General features: G+C 39.7%; 19 protein-coding genes, 1 pseudogene and 1 riboswitch. Of the genes and pseudogenes, 9 read left to right on the forward strand and 11 right to left on the reverse strand.

Features of this window, described 5'->3' with window-relative positions:
• Positions 1–844: 844 nt before the first annotated feature.
• The 3 genes from ade to HRJ06_RS19170 form a co-directional block, all read right to left on the reverse strand.
• On the reverse strand, positions 845–2602 hold the full coding sequence (gene ade / locus HRJ06_RS19160; protein ID WP_174734583.1) for an adenine deaminase: 1758 nt from the start codon (positions 2600–2602) through the stop codon (positions 845–847).
• Between the two features lie 20 nt (positions 2603–2622).
• A complete protein-coding gene (locus HRJ06_RS19165; RefSeq protein ID WP_174734584.1) occupies positions 2623–3090 on the reverse strand; it encodes a nucleoside deaminase in 468 nt (155 codons plus the stop codon).
• A 377-nt stretch (positions 3091–3467) separates the two neighbouring features.
• On the reverse strand, positions 3468–4058 hold the full coding sequence (locus tag HRJ06_RS19170) for a molybdopterin-dependent oxidoreductase (RefSeq protein ID WP_174734585.1): 591 nt from the start codon (positions 4056–4058) through the stop codon (positions 3468–3470).
• Positions 4059–4263: 205 nt separating this feature from the next.
• On the opposite strand from HRJ06_RS19170, the gene HRJ06_RS19175 reads away from it, so the two are divergent.
• From HRJ06_RS19175 to HRJ06_RS19185, 3 genes are all read left to right on the forward strand, one after another.
• Positions 4264–5292 (forward strand): MsnO8 family LLM class oxidoreductase, encoded by a 1029-nt coding sequence (locus tag HRJ06_RS19175; RefSeq protein WP_174734586.1) that lies wholly within the window; start codon positions 4264–4266, stop codon positions 5290–5292.
• 1306 nt (positions 5293–6598) lie between these two features.
• The gene (gene katA / locus HRJ06_RS19180; RefSeq protein ID WP_174734587.1) at positions 6599–8065 is read left to right on the forward strand and encodes a catalase KatA; all 1467 of its coding nucleotides are present in this window, start codon (positions 6599–6601) and stop codon (positions 8063–8065) included.
• Positions 8066–8196: 131 nt separating this feature from the next.
• The gene (locus tag HRJ06_RS19185; RefSeq protein ID WP_277874707.1) at positions 8197–8607 is read left to right on the forward strand and encodes a Fur family transcriptional regulator; all 411 of its coding nucleotides are present in this window, start codon (positions 8197–8199) and stop codon (positions 8605–8607) included.
• A gap of 390 nt (positions 8608–8997) precedes the next feature.
• On the opposite strand, the gene HRJ06_RS19190 is transcribed toward HRJ06_RS19185, so the two are convergent.
• From HRJ06_RS19190 to zupT, 7 genes and pseudogenes are all read right to left on the reverse strand, one after another.
• On the reverse strand, positions 8998–9960 hold the full coding sequence (locus tag HRJ06_RS19190) for a siderophore ABC transporter substrate-binding protein (RefSeq protein WP_174734589.1): 963 nt from the start codon (positions 9958–9960) through the stop codon (positions 8998–9000).
• Positions 9961–10010: 50 nt separating this feature from the next.
• The gene (locus tag HRJ06_RS19195) at positions 10011–10769 is read right to left on the reverse strand and encodes an iron ABC transporter ATP-binding protein (protein ID WP_174734590.1); all 759 of its coding nucleotides are present in this window, start codon (positions 10767–10769) and stop codon (positions 10011–10013) included.
• The gene (locus HRJ06_RS19200) at positions 10763–11713 is read right to left on the reverse strand and encodes an iron chelate uptake ABC transporter family permease subunit (RefSeq protein WP_174734591.1); all 951 of its coding nucleotides are present in this window, start codon (positions 11711–11713) and stop codon (positions 10763–10765) included. Before HRJ06_RS19200 ends, HRJ06_RS19195 begins: the two co-directional genes overlap by 7 nt.
• 1 nt (position 11714) lies before the next feature.
• Positions 11715–11951: pseudogene (locus tag HRJ06_RS19205) on the reverse strand (iron chelate uptake ABC transporter family permease subunit); the annotation flags it as partial.
• 350 nt (positions 11952–12301) lie between these two features.
• Complete coding sequence (locus HRJ06_RS19210) at positions 12302–13216, reverse strand: DUF1002 domain-containing protein (RefSeq protein WP_422392748.1); 915 nt, start codon at positions 13214–13216, stop codon at positions 12302–12304.
• A gap of 288 nt (positions 13217–13504) precedes the next feature.
• Positions 13505–13705: a cold-shock protein gene (locus HRJ06_RS19215; protein ID WP_174734594.1), complete on the reverse strand. Its 201-nt coding sequence runs from the start codon at positions 13703–13705 to the stop codon at positions 13505–13507.
• A gap of 220 nt (positions 13706–13925) precedes the next feature.
• Complete coding sequence (zupT, locus tag HRJ06_RS19220; protein ID WP_174734595.1) at positions 13926–14735, reverse strand: zinc transporter ZupT; 810 nt, start codon at positions 14733–14735, stop codon at positions 13926–13928.
• A 267-nt stretch (positions 14736–15002) separates the two neighbouring features.
• On the opposite strand from zupT, the gene HRJ06_RS19225 reads away from it, so the two are divergent.
• Positions 15003–16853: an LTA synthase family protein gene (locus tag HRJ06_RS19225; protein WP_242035302.1), complete on the forward strand. Its 1851-nt coding sequence runs from the start codon at positions 15003–15005 to the stop codon at positions 16851–16853.
• A 507-nt stretch (positions 16854–17360) separates the two neighbouring features.
• Here the strand turns inward: HRJ06_RS19225 and HRJ06_RS19230 are convergent.
• A complete protein-coding gene (locus HRJ06_RS19230) occupies positions 17361–17801 on the reverse strand; it encodes a Dps family protein (RefSeq protein ID WP_174734596.1) in 441 nt (146 codons plus the stop codon).
• 258 nt (positions 17802–18059) lie between these two features.
• Between HRJ06_RS19230 and HRJ06_RS19235 the strand changes: the two genes are divergently transcribed.
• The 5 genes from HRJ06_RS19235 (at position 18060) to HRJ06_RS19255 (ending at position 23036) form a co-directional block, all read left to right on the forward strand.
• Positions 18060–18488, forward strand: coding sequence for an acyl-CoA thioesterase (locus tag HRJ06_RS19235; protein WP_174734597.1), 429 nt, complete (start codon positions 18060–18062; stop codon positions 18486–18488).
• 203 nt (positions 18489–18691) lie between these two features.
• Complete coding sequence (locus HRJ06_RS19240; protein ID WP_174734598.1) at positions 18692–19585, forward strand: YitT family protein; 894 nt, start codon at positions 18692–18694, stop codon at positions 19583–19585.
• Positions 19586–19699: 114 nt separating this feature from the next.
• The gene (locus tag HRJ06_RS19245; protein ID WP_174734599.1) at positions 19700–20518 is read left to right on the forward strand and encodes a C39 family peptidase; all 819 of its coding nucleotides are present in this window, start codon (positions 19700–19702) and stop codon (positions 20516–20518) included.
• A 150-nt stretch (positions 20519–20668) separates the two neighbouring features.
• Positions 20669–20865: riboswitch (cobalamin riboswitch) on the forward strand.
• A gap of 172 nt (positions 20866–21037) precedes the next feature.
• Positions 21038–22012: an ABC transporter substrate-binding protein gene (locus HRJ06_RS19250; RefSeq protein ID WP_174734600.1), complete on the forward strand. Its 975-nt coding sequence runs from the start codon at positions 21038–21040 to the stop codon at positions 22010–22012.
• Complete coding sequence (locus tag HRJ06_RS19255) at positions 21978–23036, forward strand: FecCD family ABC transporter permease (RefSeq protein WP_174734601.1); 1059 nt, start codon at positions 21978–21980, stop codon at positions 23034–23036. Before HRJ06_RS19250 ends, HRJ06_RS19255 begins: the two co-directional genes overlap by 35 nt.

Here is a 23036-nt window from a genome sequence, read left to right on the forward strand (position 1 = left end):
GAACTAATTTAAAGAAAATCCATATTTTATTTAAATATGTTACATGCTCTTTAACGCTCATAGTGCATTTGTTGCTTTTATTCCAAATAATTAAAAATGGAGACGACCGCCAAAACAACCACTCTAACATGACTGGACTTTTTCCTGAATATGTAGTGAACTTGCTGCCATAGCCCCCCAGATTGGTGATTTCAAATTCTGGTGAACTTGCGATCCAGGCTTCTCGTTAACGAAACCTTACAACATATCATGGATTCTTAACCAGCAAAGCGCTATTCATCCGCAGATCATAACCACACAAATATAGACTATTAAACAAAGCGATGCATCAATTTAAGGCTTATTTACCACACTACAAACAAGGAGCTTGGGGGAAACCATCTCTTAATAATACACACCATTTATTTAAGGATATAAACCCAGCCACAGGCTTCCGAATGATTGTTAATAAAAGCACTAAATTTACGGAGGTCACAATGAGCAGAAAAGAAACTAATTATCCAAATGTCCGTTTGGGCGGTAAGTTGCCTAAAGATAAGGGCGAGACTGATCCAGAACAATTACGTTACGGTCAAAATGAAGCCAAAAAGAAATAACAGGCAAAGTGCAAGCTAAGGTACGCGTTAAGCAACGTATGGAATAAAGCCAACCAAGAGGGAAGCAATGTTGACTTATCTTAGGGCGATAATAAGTACACTAGCCGCGCTAGAGCAGAATAAAAAAACATGCAGTAATCCACAGAATGGATTTTATAGTTGTCTAAACAATAAAAAAGCAGTTGCACACTGCTTTTTTTCATGCTCTTTATAATGAGTTTTCTTCTTTTACCACCATTATGTCCGTTTTATATATTCTTCGAATGTACAACAGGGATTCCAACCTCAATATGCCTGTAACTCTTAACATCGAATAGTCCTTGGACGGTTAATTTTAACTCTGGAATAACAGGTAAGGCTAGAAATGATAAAGTTAAAAACGGATTAAAACTTTCACTTGCCCCCAATTCCTTCAACGCCAAATTCAATTGTTTGAGTTGGTTATATACCTCCTTAAACGGTAGAGTTGAAATTAACCCAGCAACCGGAAGCTCTAAAGCCGCAAGCACTTCTCCATTTTTTACAGCAACCAATCCACCTTGCATTCTTTTTAGCTCATTGGCCGCCAGAAGAATGTCCTGGTCATTTACACCGGCTATAATTAGATTATGGGAATCATGGGCCACCGTTGAAGCAATGGCTCCATCTTCCAAGCCAAGACCGTGAACTATACCTAAGCCAATAAGACCTGTCCCCTTATGCCGTTCAATAAGAGCCAGCTTAATATAATCCGTAATATTCGAGGGTTGAAACCTTCCCTCGTCGTCTAAATCAATCTTATCAACAATATGCTTTGTCACAAGGCTATTCGGGTTTATTTTAATGATATTAGCTAATGGGGTCGGTGTCACAATCTGCAAATCAGTTTTACATAGATCCCGAAAATGAACTGTATTGATAACTCCAGCTCGTTTCGTTACAGGGTGATCCTCTGGCGTTATAAGCTTTCCTCTTGATACGACTACCTTTCCGCTTTTATATACCTCCCTGATGGTAACTTCCTCAATATTATCTATAAGTAGGAAGTCTGCCTGGTACCCAGGAGCGATTGCCCCTTTGTCGTGAAGTCCATAATATTCTGCAGGGTTAATCGTAGCCATTTGAATAGCTGTAATGGGATCTAGCCCCTCTAAAATTGCGAGGCGAATATTGTGGTCAACACTACCTTCTTCGATCAGGTCATCCAGGTGTTTATCATCCGTTACAAATAAACAGCGTCTAGAATTACGATCGGTAACGGCGCTGATAATATTTTTTAAATCTTTGGCAACCGTTCCTTCCCTAATCATTAGATACATACCCTTTCTAATGCGATCCTTTGCTTCCTCAGCAGTAGTGCCTTCATGATCAGAGCGTATCCCGGCTGCCATATATATATTTAGGTCATTATCTGAAAGACCTGCAGCATGGCCATCAATCCGTTTACCCACCTTTAAGGTTTCGGAAATTTTATCAAGCATGGACACATCACTGTTTTTTACAGCTGGAAAATTCATTACTTCGGCAAGCCCAAGCACTCTCGGATGTCCTAAAAAGGGGCTTAGTTCCTCCATATTTAATACAGCTCCTGAATATTCAAAATCAGCTGCAGGAACAGAGGAAGGCAGCATGACCATCACATCAACAGAAAGATGGTCGCTGGAATCGAGCATATACTGGATTCCAGCTGCACCTGACACATTGGCTATTTCATGAGGATCTGTAATAACCGTCGTTACACCATGCATGAGAACAACATTAGCAAATTCCGCTGGTGTGATCATTGAAGATTCTATGTGAACATGAGCATCTATAAGCGCTGGAGAAATAAATGATCCTTTAGCATCAATTTCGATCTTCCCCTCAAATGTTCCAATTCCGGCAAAATATCCATCGACAATGGCTATATCACCTTCAATTAGTTCTCCATTAAACACATCAATTATTTTCCCATTTTTAATAACGGAATCAGCTAGTTCTCTCCCAGCAGCAACGGCAATTCTCCTAGTTAGGATATCTTTACTCATAAGTTGCTCCTCCGTCTTTATTAATAAGTAACTTTTTGCATAGAATCAGTCCATGCTTTAAAAGGTTCCTCCGCAGTTTGATCAGACAGCTGAATCATTTTGAGTTGACGCTCCTCTACAGCGAGGGCTAACTGTTCATAGATGAACTGATCATCAAAGCCAATTTTAGCAGCGTCCTCCTTAGTGCAGGCAAAATAAACTGCCTTTGGCCTTGCCCAGAAGATGGCTCCCATGCACATCGGACACGGTTCACAACTGGAATATATTTCACATCCATCAAGCTGAAACGTGTTTAAAGTCTTGCAAGCTGACCTAATTGCCTGAATCTCAGCGTGGGCGCTCGGGTCATTTAAATATGTCACTTCATTCCTTCCCGTTCCAACAATCTTCCCATCCTTTACTACGACAGCTCCGAATGGTCCGCCATGACTTTCAGAAACGTTTTCAAAAGCGATCTGAAGAGCGACTTTCATGAATTCACCTGTCATAACCACACCCCTATCTTTAGTTAATTCCCTAAATTATATAGGCAGCTAAAAATATTTACATAAATCTTGTGAGGTTATCTGCCAGACTTTTTCCTAAATAGCTGGACCTAGGTTGAACGGGGTGCGACGAGCAGGATACGTGCAAGGAAAATTCATTTTAGAAACCGCGCACATCAGTTTCTTAAAAATATAATGTAGGAGTGCAGCCCTTTGGAGCTGGAAGTATGACTGCTACCGAAATATACAAATAAAAGGATTACGTGCAAACTTCAGCTCCCTATGTAGAAGCCACAAACGCTTCACTCCAATAAACATATTCTTTAACAGTCTAAGGGAATACCGCCACTCATTGGGCTTTCACCGCCCTCTCAGCCATGCTAGCGGTATCTTTCCTCTTTAAATGGATTAGCTGTCATTGAGTAGCCCATTTCCTCCCAAAAACCAGCCTCATCTTCACTCATAAAGCGAATTCCTGAAACCCATTTCGTACCTTTCCATAGGTAAAACGTTTCAGGCGGGATAAATCGTAAAGGATAACCATGTTTAGGGTCCAGATCCTGCCAGTCATTTAGCTCATCTTTCCAGCGATAGACAAACAGCGAATCATCCCCCATTAAAGGTTCTATTGGCAAGTTAGCTGAGTATCCGAAACGGTCGCCATCATAATATCCATAAATTTGCACATATTTAATCTCTTGGGTAGGTTGGGCTAATTTGAAAAGTTCCCTGAAAGGAACCCCTTCAAAGGTTGTGCCGAATTTCGACCATGTCGTTACACAATGCATATTAACAGTTGATATCGATTTGGGAAGTTCCATAAATTCCTTATATGACAAGGTAATCTCATTTTCAACCTGGCCAAACAGCCTGAATCCCCACTCTTCTACATTAAAATCATAAGTATCTCCTACATGCAAAATCGGCCATTTTACTGTTTCAAATTGCCCGGGAGGCAGCTTATTTTCCATCTTATCTCTCCATTCATCATTGTCATATTTGGATTAATCTTCATGTTAAACTACATAATAAGGTTATAAATGTACATATGCAAGAATACGAAATTATAAAGAATAATCCTTTTTATTTTGCTGAATGAAATTAACTTGTTACTATTGCCTTAAATGAAACATCAAACACAATTTCAGTTAACCATAAAAGAAAGAGGATGAGACAGTGCTTTCTAATAGTAAAACAAACGGGAAACAGTTAAGAGATATTCGACATTCCGTCCTTGATTTAGCCCCGATTGTTAAAGGGGGAACTCCTGCAGATTCATTGAGGAACACCCTTGACTTAGCTCAACATGCGGAGAAATGGGGTTATCATCGGTATTGGCTGGCAGAACACCATAATATGCCTGGTATTGCCAGTTCAGCAACCTCAGTTGTTATCGGTCATGTTGCTGGCGGAACTTCAACCATTCGCGTAGGATCAGGGGGAATTATGCTTCCAAATCATGCATCCCTTGTCATTGCCGAGCAGTTTGGCACCCTTGAATCTTTGTATCCAGGAAGGATTGACCTCGGATTAGGACGAGCACCTGGAACTGATCAGCTTACAGCACAAGCATTAAGACGGGATCGTCGAACTGATGGCCAGGACTTCCCAGAACAATTAGAGGAACTGCGTGCATATTTCAACCCGCCACCCGGGAACAACGGCAAGGTGCGTGCAATACCTGGCGAAGGTTTAAATATCCCAATTTGGCTCCTAGGCTCTAGTGGTTACAGTGCACAGCTTGCCGGACAGCTTGGACTGCCATTTGCATTTGCCAGCCATTTCTCACCAGAAAACACATTGCCAGCATTATCGCTGTATCATAGGAATTTCCGACCTTCGGCAGTTCTTGATAAACCTTATTCAATGGTAGGGGTCAATGTTATAACTGCTGATTCTGAAAATGAAGCTCATCGGCTGGCAACTTCGATGCAGCAGCAATTTTTAAATTTAATCCGTAATACCCCAGGACCGCTTCAGCCACCGGTTGATAGCATGGAAGAACATTGGAGCAGCTATGAAAAAGAAATTCTTAAAAAGCAGCTTGGCTCCTCCATGATTGGCGACCCTGATTCAGTTCGGACAAAGCTGCACTCTTTTATTAATGAAACAAAAGCAGACGAGATTATGGTGAATGCCCAAATTTACGATCATACAGCACGGCTTCGCTCATTTGAAATTGTTGCTGAACTTATGAAATCATAACCTCGCCCCACCGTATAAAGAGCTGGTTTTTATGAAGCCTCCTCTAGACCATAGGGAAACTCAAAGAACTGTGAGTTTCCCTATGGTCTTTTTTATTTTTGAATTAAGATAGAATAACCAGTGTGGTTGAGTTTCCACTCCTCGTGGACGCTTTCCGAGGGCGGGGCCGAGCGCTTCCCTCGTTGTGCTCAGGCCAGAGTCTCGGACTTTCCCGCTTTCCACGCCGGAGTCGCCACCCCACGCTCCAATCCAGTTTATTAAAATTAATCAATAAATAATTACCTAGAGCTGACCAACTTTGATAACCAAAAATCAGTTTAATGAGCGTGAACAATTGAAAATGCCTGCCACTGATTAATTAGTTCGATATGACCAATTAGTTAATAAGCTTGGGTCAGCCATGCGTAGCCATTTCCGCCTTGAGCTGTCCAAATCAGCCTTGCATTCGGACTCCACAGAACCATTTCCGCCTTGAACTGTCCGAATCAGCCTCGCATTCGGACTCCACGGAACCATTTCCGCCTTGAGCTGTCCGAATCAGCCTTCCATTCGGACTCCACGGAACCATTTCCGCCTTGAGCTGTCCGAATCAGCCTTCCATTCGGACTCCACAGAACCATTTCCGCCTTGAGCTGTCCGAATCAGCCTTCCATTCGGACTCCACGGAACCATTTCCGCCTTGGGCTGTCCGAATCAGCCTTCCATTCGGACTCCCCCGAGCCATTTCCGCCTTGAGCTGTCCGAATCAGCACTCCATTCGGACTCCACGGAACCATTTCCAAACACAGTTTGAATACTTTCACCGGGTTGACACAAATTTCATCAATATTCAGAGGATTAGATCCTAGTTAATTAGAATACACATTAATAGATAGAGGGGGGTGCGGCGGTATTAAGAATTCCAGGCAATTGTGTTTTGTATGAACTGGCTAGATGATCACCTTTTGTTCAGGAATTCTGATTTATATTGCTGAATGTATAAAAAAACCCGTTAAACATTATAACTCTCTCTATGGAATTCCTGTGAAAGGAGGATTAGGCAATTTTCTCATTCCCATTTAATCTCCTATTTTAGTTTAAGTATTATCATTCTTGTGGTTCAGATCTCTCTTAGACACAGTATTACCGTAGGCCCAATGGCATTTTATTCTACAGTTTAATTGACTCCAATCCTCGCAATCTATGTTAATTTTAAAAATAATGATTACTAGATTAAAATAATTATAATTTAGTATTGATTTTCAAATGAAAAGTGTTATCATTTAAATATAAGTTCTTAAATTTTAATTGCAAGGGAGATAAGAAAATGAGCGAAAATAAGACAAGACTTACAACCGGCTGGGGAGCACCCGTTGGTGATAATCAAAATTCAATGACTGCAGGTTCCCGCGGTCCTACTTTAATCCAAGATGTCCACCTGTTAGAAAAGCTAGCCCACTTTAATAGGGAACGTGTTCCTGAACGTGTCGTGCATGCTAAGGGTGCTGGAGCGCATGGTTACTTTGAAGTTACAAATGATCTATCAAAATATACAAAGGCAGCATTTTTATCAAAAGTCGGCAAACACACTCCAATGTTTATCCGTTTCTCAACTGTAGCAGGAGAGCTTGGCTCCGCTGACACAGTCCGTGATCCTCGTGGATTTGCTGTAAAGTTCTACACTGAAGAAGGAAACTATGATTTAGTTGGCAATAACACTCCTGTATTCTTTATCAGAGACGCCATTAAGTTCCCTGATTTTATCCATACTCAAAAAAGAGATCCTAAAACACATTTGAAAAATCCTACGGCTGTTTGGGACTTTTGGTCACATTCACCAGAGTCACTTCACCAAGTATCCATCCTAATGTCTGACCGTGGTATTCCGGCAACTCTCCGCCATATGCATGGATTTGGCAGCCATACCTTTAAGTGGGTAAACGAAAAGGGTGAAGGAGTTTGGGTAAAATATCACTTTAAAACCGAACAGGGGATAAAGAATCTAGCACCAGATGTTGCAGCTAAAATCGCAGGTGAAAACCCAGATTACCATACAGAAGATTTATTTAATGCAATCGAACAGGGTGATTTCCCAGCATGGAAATTGTATGTACAAATCATGCCACTTGAAGATGCTAATACTTATCGCTTTGACCCGTTTGATGTTACGAAGGTTTGGTCCCAAAAGGATTATCCTCTGATTGAAGCAGGCCGAATGGTTTTAAATAAAAATCCTGAAAACTACTTCGCTGAAGTAGAACAAGCTACATTCTCTCCTGGCTCATTTGTGCCTGGAATTGAGGCTTCACCTGATAAAATGCTGCAAGGGCGCCTGTTCGCTTATTCGGATGCACATCGCTACCGCGTTGGGGCTAATCATACCCTTCTTCCAATTAACCGCCCTAAATCAGAGGTTAATAACTACCAGCGCGATGGCCAAATGCGTTCTGATAATAATGGAGGAGGCTCAGTGTATTATGAGCCAAACAGCTTCAGCGGCCCAGCAGAAACCGAAGAAAATAAAACAACTCCCTACACGGTTACCGGCATGGCTGACAGTGTAGCATACGATCACCATGACCACTATACACAGGCAGGCGACTTGTACAGACTCATGAGCGAAGACGAGCGCAGCCGTCTAGTTGAAACTATCGTAGGGGCAATGAAGCCGGTAGCTTTGGAAGAAATTAAACATCGCCAAATCATGCATTTCTACAAAGCTGATCCTGAGTACGGCAAACGGATTGCTGACGGCCTTGGAATAGAGATCCCACAAGAAGTTTTGAACAGTTAACTATTAAATCTTAAGAACAAAAGCGAAAGTGCCTTGACAGCCTCGACAAGCGCTGGAGCTGGATAAAAAAATCAGGTATCCACTATTATGTGGATACCTGATCTAATATAGGACAAAAAAGGATGATAACTATGCCTGATAACGGGACCGACCTTATTCCCTTTTTAAAAGAACATGGATTACGGGTAACTCCGCAGAGGCTATTAATACTGAAAACGGTCTTTTCAATTAAAGATCACCCTACCGTGGAAGATATTCATCAAAAGCTCCCATATATCAGCATGGCTACTTTGTACAATAATATTAAACTGTTTGTAAAAATAGGCATCTTCAAGGAATTGCCTTATGGGACAGGATATAGTAAATATGAAATTAATAAACCTGATCATTATCATATAATATGTGATTTATGCGGCAAAATTGCAGATTTTAATTATCCTTCTTTAAAAGAAATCGAAAACGCAGCTTCAGACCTGACAAATTACTCAATAAAGCACCATCATTTAGAGTTTTATGGAGTTTGTGTATCATGCCAAGATTGATAGTAGGAGGTTTGTGATGAAACTAGAGAAAAGAGAATGCAAAACCTGCAAGTCTGAGATAACCCTACTTAAGCACAGTATATTATGTGGTTGCGGACCTAGACTGGCTAAACTAAAAAACTTCTCCGCTTAATCGCCATCTTCATAAAAACTCATTGCTCATACCTCATTATTGAACTTCCCGCCTGTGAAGCATGCTGTATAGCTTCCCATCATGCTTCCCTCATGGATGGATGCATGATAATTTCGGCTGCTCGAATGATAACGGTCTTGCATCAGCGCCTAGTTAGCTTTTATCAAGACCTAGCTTCCATAGGTTAGGCTATGAATGTTTTTTACCTATAAAAAACCCAATGTAGGCTTATAAAAAGCCTGCATTGGGTTGAAATATTATTTGATCGCTTCCTCAATTTCATTGATCATCTCACTAACAGAAACTAAACCTCCGCCTGATAAGTACCAATAGTTCGGATCAAGATAAACAATATTTTCATTATTGTACGCATTGGTTTTTTTCACAAGTTCATTTTCCACGATCGATTTTGCTGACGATTGACCACCTTCCACTGCGGCTCCACGGTCAACTACAAATAAAAAATCCGGGTCCTTTTTCAAAATGTATTCGAACGAAATCGTATCACCGTGATCTGAAACTTTAATTTTATCATCTGCTGGCTTCACACCAAAAACATCATGAATGATTCCAAACCTAGAACCTGGTCCGTATGCACTAATGTTACCTTCGTTTGCCAATATAACCAAACCGTTCTTGTCACTATTTTCGGTAACTTCCTGAATGGCTTTAACTCTTTCATTCAGTTTATAAAGCTCCGTCTCTACTTCTTTCTCTTTGCCGAAAATTTCACCTAAGGTTTTCGTATTCTCTGTAAAAGATTCCATGTAATTAGCAGTATCGACTCTCATAAAAAGTGTCGGAGCAATTTCACTCAGTTCTTCGTATGCATCCTGCTGTCTGCCAGAAATGATAATAACATCAGGATCCATTTCACTTATTTTCTCAAAGTCGGGTTCTTTTAAGCCCCCAGCATTCTCATACTTTCCATCTTTGTATTCTTCTAGGTAGCTAGGGATATTTGCTTGTGGTACTCCTTTAACCTCTACCCCTAGCTGATCCAAAGTATCCAGTACACCAAAATCAAATACCACCACTGTTTCTGGATTCTTTTCAACTTTTGTTTCACCTAGCTGATGTTTAATCACTAGTTCCTCTGATGCTTTCGTATCAGCTTTTGCCGTAGAGTCAGCCAGTTCAGAATCATTGTTTCCGCAAGCTGTTGTAACAATAGATAAGATGGCTGCCGTTATAAACAAAGTAATTTTTCTTCTCACCATTTACACCTCTTTAATTATTAGCAACTCTAAGAGTACTAGATTCTATCCTCTTAGGAAAAGAAGATACATATTTTATTATTGTTTATGCATTCGATTTGAAAATCCATATCATAAACAGCATTTAAAACGTTTCGGTCAATAATTTCTGATGTCGTTCCTTCTTTGATTACCTTTCCATCTTTTAAAGCAACAATATAATCAGAATAGCAGGATGCAAAGTTAATATCATGCAAAACAATCACAACTGTTTTTCCAAGTTCATCTGTCAGCCTTCTTAGAACTTTCATAATTTGAACAGAGTGTTTCATATCCAAGTTATTTAACGGCTCGTCAAGCAGGATATATTCCGTGTTCTGAGCGATGACCATGGCAATGTATGCTCTTTGCCTCTGTCCGCCACTTAACTCATCCAGGTACTTATGCTGCATTTCTTCTAATTCCATATAGTTAATTGCTTCGTCTACATACGCCCAGTCTTCCTTCGTCAGTCTTCCTTGTGAATACGGAAAACGCCCAAAGGAAACCAGCTCTCTAATCGTAAGCCTAATGTTGATGTGATTAGACTGCTTTAAAATGGATATCTTCTTCGCCAGCTGATTGCTATTACTTTTCGTAACTTCCTGTCCATCGATAAGGATCTCTCCGTTATCCTTGGTAATAAGGCGGCTTATCATTGACAGCAAGGTACTTTTACCAGCTCCGTTTGGTCCAATAAAAGAAGTTATTTTTCCTTTTTGAATGGTTACAGAAACATCATCGACTACCTTTTTATTTCCATATTCTTTCGAAACATGTATTACATCTACCATGATTTACTCTCCTTTAATAAAAGATAAATAAAGTAAATTCCGCCAATAAAGTTAATAATGACACTAATTGTGGTTGAGAATGTGAATACTCTTTCTACAATGAACTGTCCGCCTACAAGCGCAATTATACTGATCAAAACGGATCCGAGAATCAAGTGTTTGTGCTGATAGGTTTTTAAGAACTCGTGGGCAACATTGGCAACTAGCAGACCTAAAAAGGTAATTGGACCAACAAGAGCGGTCGAAACTGAAACTAGAATGGCGATAACAATCAGCAGCCGCTTTACAACATAATCATAATCGACCCCTAGGTTAACGGCTTGCTCCTTACCGAGAGACAGGACATCCAGATACTTAATAAATTTGGCAAAATATATCGAAACAGCCAGCAAAGTAATAAATGAAATAATGAGCAAATCTGTATTTACATTGTTAAAACTGGCAAACATCCGGTCTTGAACGATTTGAAATTCATTCGGATCAATTAAAACCTGAAGAAAAGTTGTCACACTTCCGAAAAACGTTCCAAAGATTATTCCAACCAGTAAAAGCAGATAAATATTTTGCCCTTCTCTCTTAAAAAGGACTTTATACAAAAGTCCAGCAAATAGGACCATCAATGCAACGGATATTAGGAAGTTAACATTTTTGTTAACAACAACTAAATTCATTGAACCCATTGCAAAAATCAAGAACGTTTGGATTAGCATATAAAGTGAATCCAGACCAATAATGCTCGGTGTGAGGATTCTGTTATTTGTAATCGTTTGAAACACAATCGTTGAAAAGGCAATAACCGCCCCCGTTAAAATGATTGCAAGAATCTTTTTACCTCTTCTAGGAAGTACGTAATCCCAATTAGATCCGATATCCACGAATAGAAACAGGGCGATGAACACGACGGCCACAATAAAGAGGGAGATCATTTTTGTTTTAAATTTCATGTCATTTTCTCCTCAGAATTAAGTAAAGGAAGATCCCGCTCCCAATAACTCCTACTGTCATTCCAATTGGAATTTCATACGGATAAATAATAACCCGGCCAAGGATATCGCAAATAAGAACAAATACCGCTCCCATTAACGCCGTATGTGTAAGACTATTTTTCAAGTGATCTCCGCGGTACATTGTGACAATGTTCGGAACAATAAGGCCTAGGAATGGGATCATTCCCACTGTAAGCTGAGCATTTCTAACGCGCCGCATCTTATATGGATAACAGTTATCACTGTCAACAACCTTATAAACTTAGGAGCTTTTCCTTATTTGGTAAGCTTTAACCCCGATTTGAAGTTTTCTACTATTTTAATCTTAAAAAATAACAGTCAGCATTTCACGGCCGTTTAATTAGATGATTTTACAATAATGTGACAAATGAATTTTACTCTGTTTCTGGTTTTTGAAAAGCAGCCTGAGATCGGGAGTTCATCATAATAAAAAGCCGACAGCTTATTAGGCTAGTCGGCTTCTCACAGCTGAGTTTGGGCGCAAGCGCTTCAGCATGATCAATAATTATATGTCCCTGCACCTTTTTATGAAAAGATACCTCTTATGCTATCAATCAATTTAGTGAAGAAGTCCGAGACAGTTTGGATAAAATTTTTATCCCCAATTGTATCTTCAATTCTTTGCTGGATATCTTTTGACAGGCTGTCGAGCTGTGATTTAACATTATCAAAATTTATATCCAGAGAGCGCATTTTTTCGAATAAATCTATTAGAAGCTGGCGGTCCTGAGGGTTTAGTTGGATATCCAATGCTGTAAGCTTATCATCAATAATTTGCTCAACCTCTTCTTTGGAAGCCGGGTTGATCTCTGCAATTTCTTTTTTTATCTCTGTTAAAAGTTCACTTACTTTATCCTTATCCAACCCTTCTTTTTTTGCCAGTTCAGTTGCAAGGCTTAACTCCTCATTTGCCACTTCAGTATGTTCTCTGTTTAACTCTGCTCCCTCTCCTTCATCATAAGCCTTATAAATTCCTACAAGAGCTGAATGGCCGCTGACTTTTACAGGTGATGCCACATCTACAACTGCGTCCTGAACTCCTGCTGTAAGTAAAGCATTAGCATACATTTCATCAGTTACTTCTGTAACATTCTCGGGAGTCACCTGATTAATGACAAGTCCTTCCCCGGCATCTGTTCTTGTTATTTTTGCAGAGGAGTACATATTAGAGTGATGGTCACCTTTTATATAAGTAACAAGATCCTGCCCTGTTACTGTAATTTCCGTAACTTTTTCTACATCCTTCACTTTCAGCAAATCCCTAACCTGATCTTTCTGAGCAGAGGAAAGTGCTTCTCCATAAACCACGATTGGCAGTCCATATTTTTCATTTATGCTTTCCTCATCAGCATTGGCTTTGGAGGCGGCTGCCAAATTAACAATAAAGAAACCGATTAATAAAACTGCACCTAATACTATGTAATTAAATCGACGAGACAAATTCATATCCAATTCCCCTTTACAATTAAGTCAAAAGCAGTCTAGCAACTCTTTCCATTATAGTGTAAAAAGGCTGTTTTGTACGTTAAATGTAAAAAATGGTAAAATGAAAGAGTGTTAAAAGACAAAAACGAATATGCCTAACTAGCCCCGACAAACCTTATTTGTAACCGACTGTTTAGCTTCGATAAAGCTGGATACAGATAAGGAATTAATAGTTAATCAACTTTCTAAACAACGAAAAAAACAGACCCTTCGCAGAGTCTGTTTTATATATGGGTTTACCAATTAGTTTTTACGAACGTTAGCTGCTTGTGGTCCACGAGCGCCTTGCTCTACGTCAAAAGTTACATCTTGGCCTTCTTCTAAAGACTTGAAGCCTTCGCCTTGGATTGCTGAGAAATGTACGAATACGTCTTCTCCGCCTTCACGCTCGATGAATCCAAAACCTTTTTCTGCATTAAACCATTTTACTTTACCATTTTCCATATTTGTTGCCTCCTAGTGTGTAATCCACACATTTGTATTACTATTCTTGCTCTAAATGATATCCAGGCGAAAAGCAAAATCTTGTTCTTCCCTTACATACCGAACAAAAATAATTCTCACTTAGAATAACAGATCTAAAATGAATAATCAAGTATACTGCGCTTGTTTTTTTCCTTCTGTTGGAAATAGTGCTTTGGTCATATTTACGCTTCTATAACACTTAAATAAACAAAATCAGGCTGACTGCCATAACGGCCATTCCGGCGATTAGTCCGTAGATAGATAAATGTGCCTCATCAAATTTCTTTGCAGCAGGCAGCAGCTCATCCAGCGATATAAATACCATTATCCCAGCAACACCAGCAAAAATGATTCCAAACATAACATCGTTCAGGTACGGCATCAGAATAAAGTAAGCTGCGAGAGCACCGATTGGTTCAGCCAACCCTGATAAGAACGACAGCTTAAATGCTCTTTTCTTATCCCCTGTAGCAAAATAGATAGGCACAGAAACAGCAATGCCTTCAGGAATATTATGGATAGCAACAGCTACTGCTATAGCGATGCCTAAAGATGGGTCCTGCAGCGCTGATGTAAAAGTGGCAATTCCTTCTGGGAAATTGTGTATAGCAATGGCTAGTGCAGTAAATGTTCCCATCTTTAAGAGTGCAGGATCCTTTATGCCATTCTGCTGGCTGTTCATATCTTCCACTTTTTTTAATTCATGTGGATTTCCCTGCTTGGGGATGAGTTTGTCGATCATCGCTATTAAAAGCATTCCACCGAAAAACCCAGCCACAGTAAGCCAATTTCCCATTTGATCTCCCATAGCACTCACTAGAGCATCTTGAGCCTTAACAAAAATCTCAATCATTGATACATATATCATAACACCAGCAGAAAACCCAAGAGCCAGTGACAGAAATTTAGTATTAGTTGTTGAAGTAAAAAACGCAAGGATACTTCCTATTCCCGTGGCGAGGCCAGCCATTAATGTTAACCCAAATGCGAGCAATAAATTTTCAGCCATCAACTTTTCTCCTCTCTTTTCTGTTTTTTTATTTATATATCAGATTATATGCGCGTAAATCAAAAAGTTTCCTTTGGTAAACATTTTAACCCGAGGGAAATACTTTAACAACTTTTAAATTCTTGTCAGTATTTTATTAAAGTTTTTTATAGCCATATGAGTATTTCCAATGGGCAAACGATGTTCCTTTTTTCGAAGATTAATTTCCTTTTTTAAACAATTCTGCTAAAATTGGAAATTGAATTGGTTTTCCAAAGGAGGGGTTCCATGAAAATATGGGATAAAATGACTATGAACTTCACCTTCATCGCCATTGCTTCGCTATGGATAAAGACTTATATCGTTTACAAATACAACTTTGATATAAAGATTGAAAACAGCACCGAGGAGTTTATTCTATTTATAAATCCATTAAGCTTCCTTATGATCGTAATTGGAGCTGGAATTCTTTTAACTGAAAAACCGCAAAAAATATATGTGATTACAGCAACCTTTATCATTTCGTTTATATTATTTGCAAATGCAGTCTACTACCGGGAATTCAGCGACTTTATCACGATCCCTTTATTAATGCAGTTCAGTAATCTTGGGGATCTTCAGAGCAGCGTGGGAGAACTAGTAAATTTTCGAGACTTTTTTTACTTCTCTGATGTCCTCCTATTGATTTTATTAGCTGTTAAACATCCCAGATTTCTAACAAGTGTGAAGCTTAAAAGAACGTCTGCAGCTGTCTTTTATTTCAGCGCAGGGGCGTTAGTGTTCTTCAATCTCGGCCTTTCTGAAACACAGCGCCCAGAATTGCTGACACGGACCTTTGACAGAGAAATACTCGTGAAAAATATTGGAACTTATCATTTTCATGTTTATGATGCGTACTTGCAAACAAAAGCTAATGCTCAAAGAGCCCTGGCAGATGGGAACCAACTAACCGAAATTGAAAACTATACAAGAGCTCACTATAAAGCTCCAAATGAACAGTTATTTGGTACTGCAAAAGGAAAAAATATTATCGTGATTTCTATGGAGTCAACCCAGAACTTCGTTATTGGGGAAACAGTGAATGGACAGGAAATTACTCCTTTTCTGAATGAGTTTATAAAGGAAAGTTACTATTTTGACGAGTTTTATCATCAGACAGGCCAGGGCAAAACATCGGATTCCGAATTCCTGCTTGATAACTCCCTATACCCTCTTGGGAGAGGAGCGGTTTTCTTTACTCATTCCGGTAATAAGTACATGTCATTAGCTGCCAAACTTAAAGAAAACTTCTATTATACAGCGAACTTGCATGCCAATAATAAAAGCTTCTGGAATCGGGATGTAGTATATAAAAATTTTGGTTATGACCGTTTTTACAGTATGACGGATTACGAAATAACCGATGAAAACTCGGTGGGCTGGGGAATGAAGGATGCCGAGTTCTTCAAGCAGTCTATTGATCATTTAAAAGAGATGCCCAAGCCTTTTTATGCAAAATTAATCACACTAACAAATCACTTTCCGTTTCATTTAAATGAAGAAGACAAGTTAATCGATGAGTACAATTCCCTTAGCGGTACACTAAACCGTTATTTTCCAACTGTTCGGTATACAGATGAAGCACTTCGTTTGTTTGTTGATCATTTGAAAAAAGAAGGTCTTTACGAGGACTCAATTATTATCATATACGGAGACCACTACGGAATCTCCGAAAATCATAATCGTTCCATGGCCCAATTTCTTGGCAGGGAAATTACTCCTTTTGAGTCTGTCCAACTGCAGCGCGTCCCGCTTATTGTTCATATCCCTGGCCACGAGGGCCAAGCTATTTCAGCAGTGACAGGACAAATTGATCTCCGCCCCACCGTGTTAAATCTTGCAGGGATTGACTCAAAATCAGATATTCAATTCGGAACAGATATTTTTTCCGCAGAGCAGGATCAATTTGTAGTTTTAAGGGATGGCAGCTTTATCAGCAAAGAATATGTTTACACTAAAGGAACCTGTTATGAGAAAAAGACCGGAGAAGAAACTAGTGGAGCTAACTGTGAGCATTATTATGATCAGGCAAAACAGGAGCTTTATTATTCGGACCGAGTTATATACGGAGACTTGCTTCGTTTCTACGGCAATCAATAACCTTTAAGAGGCTGACTCAAAAGGTTGAATAAATTCGACCTGAGATTCGCCTCTTTTATTGTTTTATCCAGTTTCCGGGTTATTTTGATGGATTCATAAGAGATAGAGGGATATTCCTTCCCTAACTCCCCTAATTTTTGTTCATTTTCCGTAATGCCTGCCCACTTCAGGATAAAGAAATAGATAGAAAGATATTGGGGTCCATCCGGTCGTCGGCAAAATCGATTAATGGTTTGTGTTATGATTTTCTTGTTTTTATTTTGCGATAAAAAATAATTTAGAACCTGAGTTGATTGGAGTGGAAGGCGCGAAGACTCCGGCGGGATCAGCTGGACAGGTGAGACCCCACAGACGCCAACGGCGGCGAGGAGGCTCAGCGCCAGCCCCGCGGAAAGCGAAGCACCTGGAACGGAAATCAACGGACCATTTTTACAAGCTATCCTAAAAATTAAGAGGGTGCCAAAAAGTTTATACTTTTTGGGACACCCTCATTTCGTAACCTGCGGTTTAGTTTGCCAAGTATGAACTTAACATCCATACATGCTTTTCTAGATTTGAATGAATGGATAACAGCAAGTCGGCAGTTGCATCATCATTAGCAGCTTCAGCTAGTTCTATCCCCCGCTTTAACTCCTTGATTATCTGAGAATAATCTTTTGTTATCTGCTGCACCATTTCTGCCGTGGTTTCTTCTCCATTCGATTCCTTCACAGAAGAGATCTCCAGGCAGCCAGCCATAGTTGCCACAGGCTTATCACCGAGAGCAAGCAGCCGCTCTGCCAATTCGTCAATATAAAGAGCTGCTTCACCATAAAACTCTTCGAATTTTGAGTGCAGCGTAAAGAATTCTGGTCCCGTTACATACCAATGATAGTTATGGAGTTTAATGTACAGTACACTCCAGTTAGCAATTTGTTTATTCACCGAATTAGTTAATTCATTCTTCAAATTAAATCTCCTCCTATCTAATATATCCACTCAAAAGTATACTGGAAAATATGCCCTTACTGTTTATTTAGTGCAATTGTTCACAAGACTTTCAATTTTAGGAGTATTACTATGGTGAGAGAATTAAAGTTCAATAAAGCTAAATTAAAGGATTTAACTAGGCTTTTGTCAAATAAACTAGTAAACGTGTTGAATTACGTGCTAGTAATTTAACAAAAGTCCATTCTTAAACATAATTCCATAGGAAGGTGTGTACATATGGAGAATTTTAGATTTACTCATAAATTGAAGGTACGCTATTCAGAAATTGATGGACAAAAGATTGTATTTAATGCCCATTATTTAACTTATATTGATGTGGCTGTATCGGAATATTTTCAAGAAGGGCTTCAGCTTGATATAGCTGCACTGGCTAATCAAGGGGAATTTGATTTTGTCCTTGCCAAATCTACGCTTGAATATATAAGTCCTGCTCGGCTTAACGATTGGTTAACGATTGGATGCCGAATCACAAAAATAGGAAATAAAAGCCTGGCTATGAACTGCACCATCACAAGAGAGGAGGAAACTTCCCCGCTCGTTCTTGGTGAAATTATCTATGTCAGCTACGATCCTCATTCTCAAACTTCGCGGCCTGTTCCAGATGCGATTCGTGAACGGATAAATAAATTTGAAGGCAACATTTAGTTCTTGTTGCTTCCTATATGAATCCTCTGTGCTGTTTTGCCTGTTCTCGATTTAAAACCAAGCATTGCACTCTTTTTATGTTAAAATTATTGGTAAATAGTTATATGAATAAGTCTATAAAACAAGGATTTTACATAAACTGAGTTGTCATATATTTTATATTAATTTCGCATTAAACTAGTTTTATCGATTAGGAGGAACGGATGGTACAGAATCTTCAGCAGACAGGATTAGTTCAACAACATAAAGGGGTTTCTAAGCTAAAGCTTTTCCAAAGAATTTTCTTCACCATTATCGGGGCCATACTAATGGGTGTAGGAATTGAGCTCTTTCTTGTCCCGAATCAAATATTGGATGGTGGGATTGTCGGCATTTCGATTATTCTTTCTCATCTATCAGGAGTTAAGCTTGGTATCTATATTTTCATTTTGAATATCCCATTCTTTTACATTGGATATAAGCAAATCGGAAAAACCTTTGCTTTGTCGACTCTATTAGGAATATCAGTTCTTTCCATAACAACTGTTCTTTTGCACAATATTCCTGTTTTTACGGATGATCTGCTGCTTGCCACTGTGTTCGGGGGAATTGTGTTAGGAATCGGCGTTGGGATTGTCATAAGGTATGGCGGTTCTTTGGATGGAACAGAAATCATGGCAATCCTCATTAATAAAAAGCTTCCATTTTCTGTTGGTGAAATTATAATGTTTTTTAATATATTTATTTTTGCCACAGCCGGATTTGTGTTCGGCTGGAACCGTGCAATGTATTCGCTTATCGCCTATTTTATTGCCTATAAGACGATCGATGTTGTGATTGCTGGTCTAGATGAATCAAAATCCGCCTGGATTATCAGCGAACATCATAAAGATATTGGTGATGCCATCTTAGCAAGACTAGGACGAGGAGTAACATATCTAAATGGTGAAGGAGCATATACAGGTGATGATAAAAAGGTTATTTTTTGCGTAATCACCCGGATCGAGGAAGCAAAGCTAAAATCAATCGTTGAGGAATTGGATCCATCTGCTTTTCTGGCAGTAGCAAATATAGCTGAGGTCCGTGGAGGAAGGTTCAAGAAGAAAGACATTCACTAGGGAATAGTGGATGTCTTTTTTTTTCAACGTCCCCCTTCCTTCCTAAAAACTTCGAAACGATTAACAGAATATCTTAAGGGAAAACAGTAAGAAAGAACACAAAGGGTGATGCTCATGAAACGTATACTGCTTTTAGGAGGATTTCTGCTGGCCGGCTGTTCTGATTCAACAGTCTCTGACCAGGACACTAATATTTCAGACCATCAACAAGAACATACAGAAACGGAATCGGATAACAAACCAGTTAACACGTCAGCTAACCAGTCTTCCGATGAGCAAAAACAAGCTCCAAAGGATAACCAAACTGATTCTTCGCCAGAAGACCAAAATTCTGAAACTGAGCGCAAAGAAAAGGTTCTTATTGATGCGCCTCATATAAATCAAACACCTGAACTCCAGAGGGGCTGTGAAGTAACCAGCCTGGCAATGATGTTAGGACATGCAGGGGTGTCGGTAGATAAAATGGAATTAGCAGCTAAAATTGACAGGGTGCCATTTCAAAAAAAAGGGGTGAAAGGTAATCCAAATAATGGGTTTGTTGGCAGCATGCGATCAATGGACCAGGATGGCTTTGGCGTTTATCATGAGCCAATCGTTGAACTGGCTGAATCTTATCTTCCCGGGAAAATCATTGACTTAACTGGAAAAAAGTTCGACGCAGTTTTAGATAAACTAGATCAAGGTAAGCCTGTCGTGGTCATTGTAACAAGCACTTTTGATAAGGTTCCCGAGGACAAATGGAAAACATGGGAAACCAGCAGTGGAGAAATCGAGATAACTTATAACATGCACGCTGTTTTGGTGACAGGCTATGACAAGGAGAATCTTTATGTTAATGATCCATTAGACAGCAAAAATCGCAAACTTGATAAAGCGGAATTTATAACAGGATGGAAGCAGTTTGGACAACAAGCCATTTCTTATGAAAGCTAACCTAACAATAGCAATGCTTAACCTTCCTGCTTTTTCAAGGTGTTGCCGTCTGTGTCCTTCAGCAGTTAAATTCGGTATTTTCCGACATAATTTCCATAAAAGCTTGTACTTTTGCTAAACCGTTGGTGTATAATTTGTTCTAGCGGAAAATTTCATAAAAAAAGAACAGGTGTTATCTAAAAGATTTAATCTTTATAGAGACATAATAGGGAAGTTGGTGAAAATCCAACGCGGTCCCGCCACTGTAAATGGGAGCTTTATGCAAATACCACTGTACAAACTGTATGGGAAGGTGCAAAAAGGCAATGACCATGAGCCAGGAGACCTGCCTGTTTCTTGCACCAGCAAACCTACGAGGATAGGAGGTGTTTGACAGGCTTACATACCTTTTTAATTTATGTTACCTTTCCAAACATCTCCATGCCTTATGGAGATGTTTTTTTGTATGAAGAAGGAACCTTTTCTCTATATTACATTGAGGGACTAGGCTTCCATTTTAAAAATTTGGAGGAATGACAGATGAAGAAGCTCTTATCATTATTACTAACCATTATGCTAGCTTTAGGGGTTTTGGCAGCTTGTGGGGAAAATGCAGAAGATGTACCAAATGAAAATCCGGCAACTGACCAGAATCAATCTGCTAATAAGGAATCAGATTTTCCAGTAACGATTACCGATGCACTTGATAATGAGGTTACAATTGAAGCAAAACCAGAAAAAATTGTCTCTCTTATTCCAAGCAACACTGAAATTGCCTTTGGATTAGGGCTGGGCGAGCAGGTTGTCGGAGTATCCGACTTTGACAATTTTCCTGAAGAAACAGCTCAAAAAGAAAAGATTGGCGGAATGGAGTTTAATATTGAGAAAATTATTTCTTTAAGTCCTGATCTTGTACTTGCACACGCCTCAAGTGCTCATAACTCCGAAGCCGGACTGCAGCAGCTGAGAGATGCTGGGATCACTGTTCTCGTTGTAAATGATGCAACAAATTTTGAGGAAGTATATGAATCCATCCAAATGGTTGGAAAAGCGTCAGGTGAATCAGAAAAAGCTGACGAACTTGTAGCTGATATGAAGGAGAAGCTTGATGGCATCAAAAACAAAGCTGCCGAGATCAATGAAGCGGATAGAAAGTCTGTCTTTGTTGAGGTCTCACCCGCTCCTGAAATTTACACCGCTGGAACCAACACTTTTATGGATGAAATGCTTAAGTTAATCAATGCCGAAAATGTTGTAACAGAAGAAGGCTGGCCGAAGATGGACCCGGAAGCTGTTATCGAAAAAAATCCAGATGTGATTATCACAACTCACGGATATTATACAGAGAATCCAGTTGAAAATGTTATGAGCCGTGACGGCTGGCAGGATATTACAGCTGTTACAAACAAGCAAGTGGTTGATGTGGACTCCGATATGGTCACCCGCACAGGCCCAAGGCTTGTTGAAGGAGTAGAGGCACTTGCAAAAGCTATTTATCCAGACAAATTTGAATAATAAAGTTGTTGCGTATATAACGGCTTCGCTTTTTTTGGTTATCGCTATGCTGCTGGGAATATCTATTGGTACTGTCTCAGTCCCAGTTCTGGACATAATAAAGATCATAGGTGCAAAAATTTTCCGCATATCAATTAATGAAACGATTGATCCAATGTATACGAATATCGTCTTGAATATTCGGCTGCCCAGGGTCGTTTTAGCAGGATTAGTAGGGGCGTCTCTCGCAATTGCGGGGGCCGCCTTTCAAGGTTTACTTAGAAACCCGCTAGCTGATCCATACACACTTGGAGTCTCCTCGGGAGCTTCTGTAGGTGCTGTGCTCACTCTGTTCTTTGGTATCAGCATCCCCTTTGCAGGTTTATTTACCTTGCCTCTAATGAGTATCTTGTTTTCTTTTATTACGATTTTTATTGTGCTGATGTTCGCCCGGAAGGTTGAACGCACGATGAAGGTTGAGACGATTATATTAACAGGCATTATTTTTAGCTCTTTTCTTGGGTCGCTTATTTCCCTGATGATTTCCCTTACTGGAGAAGAATTAAGACAAATTATCGGCTGGCTTCTCGGAAGTGTCTCGATGAGAGGCTGGGCCTATATAAATATCATTCTCCCTTTCTTTATTCTTGGTTCTCTTTTGCTCTTGGTAAACAGCAGGGAACTTAATGCAATGTCTTTTGGAGAGGAAAAAGCCCAGTATATGGGGGTTAATGTCCAAAAAAGAAAGATGATGGTGCTAATTGCGGGCTCGATATTAACAGGAGCGGCTGTAGCTGTATCTGGGACAATTGGCTTTGTTGGCTTGGTTATCCCCCACTTGGCAAGACTGCTATGGGGCCCAGACCATAAGCATTTACTGCCACTGTCGATCCTGGTTGGTGCAGGTTTCCTTATTCTCGCGGATCTAGCTGCTCGTACGGTCATTTCCCCTACCGAGCTGCCAATAGGCGTTATTACTGCGCTGATTGGTGCACCAGTGTTTGGCGTTATTTTAATGAAAAGAAGAACGGAAAGAAGAGGATAA

The sequence above is a fragment of the Mesobacillus harenae genome, from assembly GCF_013343715.1.
Lineage (GTDB): Bacteria > Bacillota > Bacilli > Bacillales > Cytobacillaceae > Mesobacillus_A > Mesobacillus_A harenae.